4 protein-coding genes are annotated in these 8,948 nt (G+C 45.7%); 3 read left to right on the top strand and 1 reads right to left on the bottom strand.

The annotated features are described in order from the left end of the window. Nucleotides 1-154: 154 nt before the first annotated feature. Nucleotides 155-4,708: an ELWxxDGT repeat protein gene (locus tag PY364_RS06020; protein ID WP_275521337.1), complete on the bottom strand. Its 4,554-nt coding sequence runs from the start codon at nucleotides 4,706-4,708 to the stop codon at nucleotides 155-157. Between the two features lie 561 nt (nucleotides 4,709-5,269). Here PY364_RS06020 and PY364_RS06025 point away from each other — a divergent pair. From PY364_RS06025 to lhgO, 3 genes are all read left to right on the top strand, one after another. After that, entirely contained in the window at nucleotides 5,270-6,199 is a 930-nt protein-coding gene (locus PY364_RS06025) for a WD40 repeat domain-containing protein (protein WP_275521338.1), read from the top strand. A 233-nt stretch (nucleotides 6,200-6,432) separates the two neighbouring features. Next, the gene (locus tag PY364_RS06030; protein WP_275521340.1) at nucleotides 6,433-7,578 is read left to right on the top strand and encodes a type II asparaginase; all 1,146 of its coding nucleotides are present in this window, start codon (nucleotides 6,433-6,435) and stop codon (nucleotides 7,576-7,578) included. A gap of 97 nt (nucleotides 7,579-7,675) precedes the next feature. Then, on the top strand, nucleotides 7,676-8,914 hold the full coding sequence (gene lhgO, locus PY364_RS06035; protein ID WP_275521342.1) for an L-2-hydroxyglutarate oxidase: 1,239 nt from the start codon (nucleotides 7,676-7,678) through the stop codon (nucleotides 8,912-8,914). The last annotated feature ends 34 nt before the right edge of the window (nucleotides 8,915-8,948 follow it).

The following is an 8,948-nucleotide window of genomic DNA, read 5'->3' on the forward strand; positions in this document are numbered from 1 at the left end:
CGGCGTTACGGATAGAAACTAGGCGGTTGAAACCGCTTCTACACACACAAAACCCGCCTGCGCGGGTTTAGAAAGGTCTGATTTTCCTTTAGTCCGCGTAGGCGGACTTTGTTTGTGTAGCCGCGAATTCTATTCGCCAGGCTTTAAGTAATTCCTACAAAAAAGAGCTACTATTAAGAGCAGTTGGATTCACATTATAAACCACTCCTAAGTAATCATTCCCCGATTTAATTGCCGTTGATACTACAGCACTCACCCCATCTAAGATAACATTAACTGACTCAAAGGTAAGTTGACTGAAGGTGACATCAATTAACTTGATTTTATCATCAGAGGTGAAGTCGGTAATCACATCAGTTTGAGATAGATTACTAGCAGTATATTGTAACACAAAGTTATCATTTCCTGCACCACCTTTGAGAACATCGAAACCTCGATCTCCCCATAACACATCATTCCCATTCCCACCAATTAAGACATCATTTTCCTTACCACCCCGTAACAGATCATTACCCTCACCACCAGTGAGAATATCGTTGTCATTATTTCCACTCAATAAGTCATCACCATTACCACCAAACAATTGATCCGATTCTTTCCCCCCAAACAATTGATCGTCACCTTTAACGCCATCAATGATATCAGCACCTTGGTTGCCATAAATCGTATCATTCTCGTCACTTCCCATCAAGTTATCATTACCTGATAACGCGAATATAGGTTTGCCAAAGGCTGATAGTGGGATACTGGTGTCATCATTATCCGTCAGTAGATATTGGTTATCTACCACTTGATTTTGCGGGTAATTACTTCGTTCACCGCGACCGATTTTACCGACTAGGGGCGTGTTAATTTCTACTGTTGTGGGTGTTACCGATGGTGTTACCGATGGTGTTACCGATGGTGATGGTGTTACCGATGGTGTTAGCGATGGTGATGGTGTTACCGATGGTAATGGTGTTACCGATGGTGTTACCGATGGTGTTGGTGTTACCGATGGTGTTACCGATGGTGTTGGTGTTACCGATGGTGTTACCGATGGTGTTGGTGTATTGACACTAACTTGGAAGACATCACTGGTTGAGACTTTCCCATCTGAAGCACTCACTTTTACCTTTAAGTTCCCCACATCCCCCGTTGCGGGTGTTCCACTAAGAGCCTGAGTCGTGGGGTCAAAGGTTAACCAACTGGGTAAAGTGGTTCCGTCTTCTTTCGTTGCTGTGTAAGTTAATGGGTCATTTTCAGCATCGGTAAATGTACCCGCCGGTACTGTATATTTAAACGCTGTGTTGACCGTAGCGGATTGATCCGTAATCGCACTGGCAACGATGGGAGCGGTGTTGAGTTTATCAGAAACTGTCAAGAGGAAGGTATTGCTAGTAGCAACTTTCCCATCTGAGGCACTTACTTTGACTTGTAAGTTCCCGATATTCCCTGTCGCAGGCGTTCCACTCAATGTGCCTGTTATTGCATTAAATGTTAACCAGGTGGGTAAAGCAGTTCCGTCTTCTTTCGTCACGGTGTAAGTTAACGGGTCATTTTCAGCATCGGTAAATGTACCTGCTGGTATTGTGTAATTAAACGCCGTGTTCACCGCAGCAGATTGACCCGTAATCGCACTGGCAACGATGGGAGCGGTGTTGAGTTTATCAGCAATCGTCAAAATGAAAGTATTGCTAATAGTAGCTTTCCCATCTGACGCACTCACTTTGACTTGTAAGTTACCGATATCTGCCGTCGCAGGTGTGCCACCAAAGATGCCTGTCGCGGCATTAAATGTTAACCAAGTCGGTAAAGCGGTTCCGTCTTCCTTTGTCGCGGTGTAAGTTAACGGATCATTTTCAGCATCGGTAAATGTACCCGCTGGTACTGTATAAGTAAATGCTGTGTTAAGCGTAGCTGATTGATTCGTAATTGCAGTGGCTACAACCGGAACAGTATTTGGTTTATCAGCAATCGTCAAAATGAAAGTATTGCTAGTAGCAGCTTTCCCATCAGACGCACTGACTTTTACCTTTAAATTACCCACATCTGCCGTTGCAGGTGTGCCACCAAAGATGCCTGTCGCGGCATTAAATGTTAACCAAGTCGGTAAAGCGGTTCCATCTTCCTTTGTCGCGGTGTAAGTTAACGGATCATTTTCAGCATCGGTAAATGTACCCGCTGGTACTGTATAAGTAAATGCTGTGTTAAGCGTAGCTGATTGATCCGTCATTGCAGTAGCGACAACTGGAGCGGTATTTTTAGTGAAGGTAACTTGGTTATCTGTACTGGTACTGGCTGCTGTGTTAGGATTCCCAGCTATATCCATAACCGCATTGGCATTAATACTAGCGATCGCAGTACCCGCTTGAGTCATGCCACTAACTGCCACATTGTAAGATGTACCACCTCCTGTCACCGTAGCGGTGGTAGCTCCGGCCGTTCCACTGAGGATGACCTTCGTATTATCAAACCCCGTCACCGGTTCACTAAATTCAACGGTGTAGTTAATCAGGGTATTTGCCGTTGGGTCGGCTTGACTACTCCCTTGGTTAATCGTGACAGTGGGGGCTACACCATCAATGACAAGAGCTTTACTCCCCCCAAGAGATGCGGCTGCACCCAAGGTAGGAAGGGTTAAATCAGCATCGATTCCCTCACTATCTTTAATCGTGCCGCCGGTGAGGGAGTTAGTTGCCAGGTATTCTAGGTCAGAACTCTCATCTCCAGTTTGCACCGTATATGTGAAGGTGAGGGTATCAGTGGTGCTACCACTTACCAAAGTAGCAAATTGATTGGTTGTACCGGTTTTCAGTTGCAGTTGAGGAGTTCCTGTAACGGTTACAGGTTCGTCAAATTTTACTGTAATGCTGATGTCTTGGCCGACTTTGTAGAGTCCATCGGCGGTGGTAGAGGAGACTTGGGTGATGATGGCAGGGGAGAGTCCCCACAACTCATTACCATTGGTGGGGTCATTGGCAGTGAAATACAACTTACCATTCACGTCCCTGAAGTTCTGAGGGGATGAACTATTACCCCCTAACAATAGGTCTTTGACCAAGACGGTGCCGGCGGCTGTCCCATCACTTTTCCACAACTCTTGACCATTGGTGCCGTCATTGGCATTGAAATACAAGGTGCCATTTACGTTCGTGAGGTTCTGAGGGCTTGAACTATTACCCCCTAACCATAGGTCTTTGACCAAGACGGTGCCGGCGGCTGTCCCATCACTTTTCCACAACTCATTACCATTGGTGCCGTCATTGGCACGGAAATACAAGGTGCCATTTACGTTCGTGAGGTTCTGAGGGCTTGAACTATTACCCCCTAACCATAGGTCTTTGACCAAGACGGTGCCGGCGGCTGTCCCATCACTTTTCCACAACTCTTGACCATTGGTGGGGTCATAGGCTTGGAAATACAAGGTGCCATTTACGTTCGTGAGGTTCTGAGGGAATGAACCATTACCCCCTAACCATAGGTCTTTGACCAAGACGGTGCCGGCGGCTGTCCCATCACTTTTCCACAACTCTTGACCATTGGTGCCGTCATCGGCACGGAAATACAACGTGCCGTTCACGTTCGTGAGGTTCTGAGGGAATGAACTATTACCCCCTGAGTAGATGTCTTTGACCAAGACGGTACCGGCGGCTGTCCCATCACTTTTCCACAACTCTTGACCATTGGTGCCGTCATCGGCATTGAAATACAACGTGCCGTTCACGTTCGTGAGGTTCTGAAGGTTTGAACCAAAAGTCCCTGGGTAGATGTCTTTGACCAAGACGGTGCCGGCGGCTGTCCCATCACTTTTCCACAACTCATTACCATTGGTGCCGTCATTGGCTTGGAAATACAACGTGCCGTTCACGTTCGTGAGGTTCTGAGGGTTTGAACCATTACCCCCTGAGTAGATGTCTTTGACCAAGACGGTGCCGGCGGCTGTCCCATCACTTTTCCACAACTCATTACCATTGGTGCCGTCATTGGCATTGAAATACAACGTGCCGTTCACGTTCGTGAGGTTCTGAAGGTTTGAACCAAAAGTCCCTGGGTAGATGTCTTTGACCAAGACGGTGCCGGCGGCTGTCCCATCACTTTTCCACAACTCATTACCATTGGTGCCGTCATTGGCATTGAAATACAACGTGCCGTTCACGTTCGTGAGGTTGGAAGAGAATGAACCATTAGCCCCTGGGTTGATGTCTTTCAATACCTTGTAACCTAACAAGCCAGAGTAAGTCGCCAAGGCTTGGGTACTGAAGGGAGTTAGCGAGTCAGGGAAAAAAGAGTCTCCAGGGTACTGATAAGTGAGTGACCAGGTGCCGCCTTTTGCCGCATTCCCGGTGGGGTTGGGATTCGCGCTGATAGCTGCACCCGTGATTAGGTGTAATTTTTCTATAAATTCTGCCCCCGCGTCTCCCGCTGCGACGGAGCACCCATAGAGGAGGATGGCGCTTCCTGTCGTTCCCCACTGTTGTAATTGGTGGGCGTATAGGCTCAGAGTATCCAGACTTAGTTGAGCATTACCTAGATAGAGGATACCCGGAGCACCGTGAGAAAGGATATGTATCGCCTCAATTTCTGTTTGACCCGCGAGGACTTTAGTAATTTGCTCAATCCCGCTCGCATTTTCATTTAAAACGACAATCTCAGTGCGATCAATGTTTTGAATCAGGCTTTGATAATCTTGTACAGAGGAATCTACGAAAATGATGTGCTTATTCATTATGGACAAATTGATAATTGTTGCTTGTTCTTACGAGATGAATATTTATGCACCATAAATTAAACCCTTGGGGGATATCCTGACCGCCTGAAACTGGGGGTTTTGCCGTAGTAATGCAGCTAGTAAAGTAGAGTCTGATTGGGGCAGTCCAGAACTTAAATGGACTTTCGGGGATATTTTGTTGCTTGATACGTTCCCATACCCAGACTATATCACACTTTTGACAGATGACAAGAATTGTAGTTTGTTTTTTGTGTAAACTTACGGTGGAATGTAAGACAATCTTTAATAATACTTTACATAAAATTGGCAATTTTTATGGTATTAGCTAAGTGCATTTACCCATTAGCTCTTCATTAAAGTGAGAGGCGTTCTGCGGTAATCTAGGTGTAGATATTTCTCCTAATTTTGCTTCTAATTCCCAGTCGCCGCCTAGTGCCATCTATGCCTGATATCAAGCTTTGATAATCTTATACAGAGTTGTCAACAAAGATAATTTGCTTAGCGCATAGGCGTAGCCAGCCGCAGGCATCGTCCCTAACGGAACCCTTATTTCAGTCCATGCCAAAGCCTCAAAATCAGACCTGGGAATGTGTACGTACCCTCACGGGACACGCGCAAGGAATCAGGGCGATCGCCATCAGCCCCGACGGAAAAACCCTAGCCAGCAGCAGCGATGACAAAACCGTAAAACTGTGGGATCTCAAAACCGGACAGGAGAGCACCCTCAACCCCGAACCAGACTTAGTTTTTTCCTTTTATCCCCTCGCCTTCAGCCCAGATAGCCAAACTCTCGCCAGTGGTGGCGACGAACTGATTGACTTATGGGATGTAGCCACCAATCAAAAGCTAGACATCAAAAGCGGTTTTTCCGTCCCAGTTTGTTCAATTGCTTTAAGTCCCAACGGCCTCATTCTCGCCGCTGGCAGTTCCGATGGCAGTATTGGACTGTGGGATTTAACCAACTGCAAGGCCTTCACTACCCTCAACGCTCATTCTTACCCAGTTTGGTCTGTTGCTTTCAGTCCCGACGGCAAAACCTTAGCTAGCGGTAGCGGCGATGGCACTATTGGTCTATGGGACGTGAGTACCAACAAACCATTTGCTACCTTATTAGGTCATTCTTATCCAGTTTGGTCTGTCGCTTTCAGCCCAGATGGTAAGCTTCTTGCTAGTAGCAGTGGCGACAAAACTATAAAAATTTGGCAGCTAAGTATGGGCAGAGATTTTGCTGCCCTGATCGGTCATTCTGATTCAGTTGAATCCCTAGCTTTTAGCCCTCAAGGTGATACTTTAGTCAGCGGTAGTATAGATGGAACTGTAATGTTATGGCAGTTAAGTAGAGATTTAGAAGTAGGTGTAAAAATCTCTCCCGATCGCACTCTCACCGATCATTCGGATTCAGTTCGATCTGTAGCCTTTAGCCCTGATGGAAATATCATAGTTAGTGGCAGTAATGACGCGACAATTAAAATTTGGCAAAAAGTATAGAAGGGAAAAGAGGGGCTAGGGGCTAGGGGCTAGGGGCTAGGGAAGAAGGGGGAAAAGAGGGGCTAGGGGCTAGGGGCTAGGGGCTAGGGAAGAAGGGGGGAAGAGGGGCGATCGGATCGAGTTCTTTAAAAATATCAACTTCTAAAGGTTCCTAAGAATACCAAGTCATACAAGCGGACGGGCTATGCTTGCTTTGTCGTTCCAGAGACTAAACCAATTTCAGGGTATTTCTTATGAATAAAAAGCAAATCATTCCTGCTTTATTGGCAGCGCTAACCCTCTGTTGTCTAATAATCTTGCCAGTGATGGCTAACTCTCGATCGCAGTCGGCCCCAATTATTGCTCAATCTCCTGCACCCGCACCATCCCCCCGCTTACCTAACCGCAGCTTACCCAATGTTGTGATTCTGGCGACTGGGGGAACGATCGCGGGAACAGGTGCAACTTCTACTACAACCGCAGGCTATCAAGCTGCAAAATTGCCCGTTGAAAGCCTGATCTCAGCCGTACCAGAGATGCAAAATATTGCTAATGTTACGGGTGAACAAGTGCTGCAAATTGCTAGCGAAAACATGACTAACGAAGGTTTGCTGAAAATTGCAAAGCGCGTCAATGAGCTTCTAGCAAAGCCTGATGTCAATGGGGTTGTAATTACTCACGGGACGGATACGCTTGAAGAAACTGCCTATTTTCTCAACCTAGTAACCAAGAGTACAAAGCCTGTGGTAGTAGTGGGAGCGATGCGACCAGCAACAGCTCTCAGTGCTGATGGGCCTCTAAATTTGTATAATGCGGTGGCGATCGCACGTAGTCCTGAAGCAGTAGGTAAAGGTGTATTTGTCAGCCTCAATGACCAAATTTCGGCGGCGCGTGAGGTGACGAAAACAAACACAACTAGCCTCAACACCTTTCAAGCCCATGACATGGGCTATTTAGGCTATGTTGAATTAGGCAAACCCTACTTTTACAGAATGCCGATTCGCAAGCATACGGTGGCTACTCCCTTTGAAGTTAGCACGCTGACTGCACTGCCTCAAGTTGATATCATTTATGGGTATGGCAACAACCGCCCCGCCATGCTCAATGCTGCGATCGCCGATGGTGCAAAAGGTATTGTCTATGCGGGGGTTGGGGATGGCAGTATTTCTGTACAGTTAGAGGAATCTGCGATCGCAGCCAGCAAAAAAGGGATTGCGATCGCACGTAGTTCCCGCACAGGTTCAGGCCGAGTGGTGCGAAATGGAGAAGAGAAAGATGATGAAAACGGTTTCATTGTTGCAGATAATTTAACTCCTCAAAAAGCCCGCCTCCTCTTAATGTTAGGTTTGACGATTACAAACGATCCACAAAAACTTCAGGAAATGTTCTACACTTATTAGACTCATTAGAAGGAAGAAGCCTTCTTACTTCTTCCTTCTTCCTTCTTCCTTCTGCCTTCTTCCTTCTTCCTTCTGCCTTCTGCCTTCTGCCTTCATCATGTCTATTAATACTGATTTAATTGCTCAATCTGCACCTCCAAGCCAAAACTTATATGATTTCGCAGTTATTGGCGGAGGAATTGTCGGACTTTCTACGGCAATGGCCTTAAGTCGCAATTACCAGGATCTCCGAATTTTAGTTTTAGAAAAAGAGTCTAATTGGGCTCCCCACCAAACAGGACATAACAGCGGAGTAATTCACTCTGGAATTTACTACAAACCGGGAAGTTTAAAAGCAAAATTCAGCCGCGATGGCAATATATCTTTAGTAGAATTCTGTCAACAGCATGGTATTGATTACGAAATTTGTGGTAAAATAATTGTCGCCACAGAAGCAGAAGAAATACCATTATTAGAAAACCTTTATCAGCGAGGTTTAGAAAATGGATTAAAGGTTGAAAAAATCTCTAGGGAAGAAGTCAAGGAAATAGAGCCTCACGTGAGTTGTTTAGCCGCTATTCGCGTTCCAAGTACAGGAATTATCAACTACAAGCAAGTTTGCCAAAAATATGCAGAATTAGTTAAATCGGGAGGAGGTGAATTACATCTAAATACCAAGGTTGAGAAAATTATTACTAGCAATAGCAATCACATTCTCGAAACTAATCAAGGTTCTTTTCAGGCAAAATTTATAGTCAATTGTGCGGGACTTCAAAGCGATCGCGTTGCCAAACTCGGTCAAGTTAATCCTCAAATTCAGATTGTACCTTTTCGGGGAGAATACTACGAACTTATACCAGAAAAACGTTATCTAGTCAAGCACTTAATTTACCCAGTTCCCAATCCTAATTTTCCCTTTTTAGGAGTTCATTTTACGCGAATGATTGACGGGACTATTCACGCCGGGCCGAATGCTGTGCTGAGTTTGAAACGAGAAGGCTACCGAAAAACTGATATTGACTTACGCGATGCAGCGGAGGTTTTGACTTATCCCGGCTTCTGGAAATTGGCAGCAAAATATGCTGGAGTTGGCATTGAAGAGGTAATTCGCTCTTTTAGCAAAGCTGCTTTTGTCAGGAGTTTACAAAGGTTAATTCCTGAAGTACAAGCTCAAGATTTACTCCCCACCCATGCAGGTGTCCGCGCTCAAGCTTTAACAAATGATGGTAAATTAGTCGATGATTTCTTATTAGTTAAAGGAGAAAATGCGATTCATGTTTGTAATGCGCCTTCGCCGGCTGCTACTGCTTCCATAGCTATTGGAGAAGCTATCGCTGCTCAAATTACCAATTGGTAATTGTAACGCCGCCCTCTGGGCGGTAATTAAACCG

Origin of the sequence: Kamptonema sp. UHCC 0994, assembly GCF_029167235.1 — a bacterium.
Classification (GTDB): domain Bacteria; phylum Cyanobacteriota; class Cyanobacteriia; order Cyanobacteriales; family Microcoleaceae; genus Kamptonema.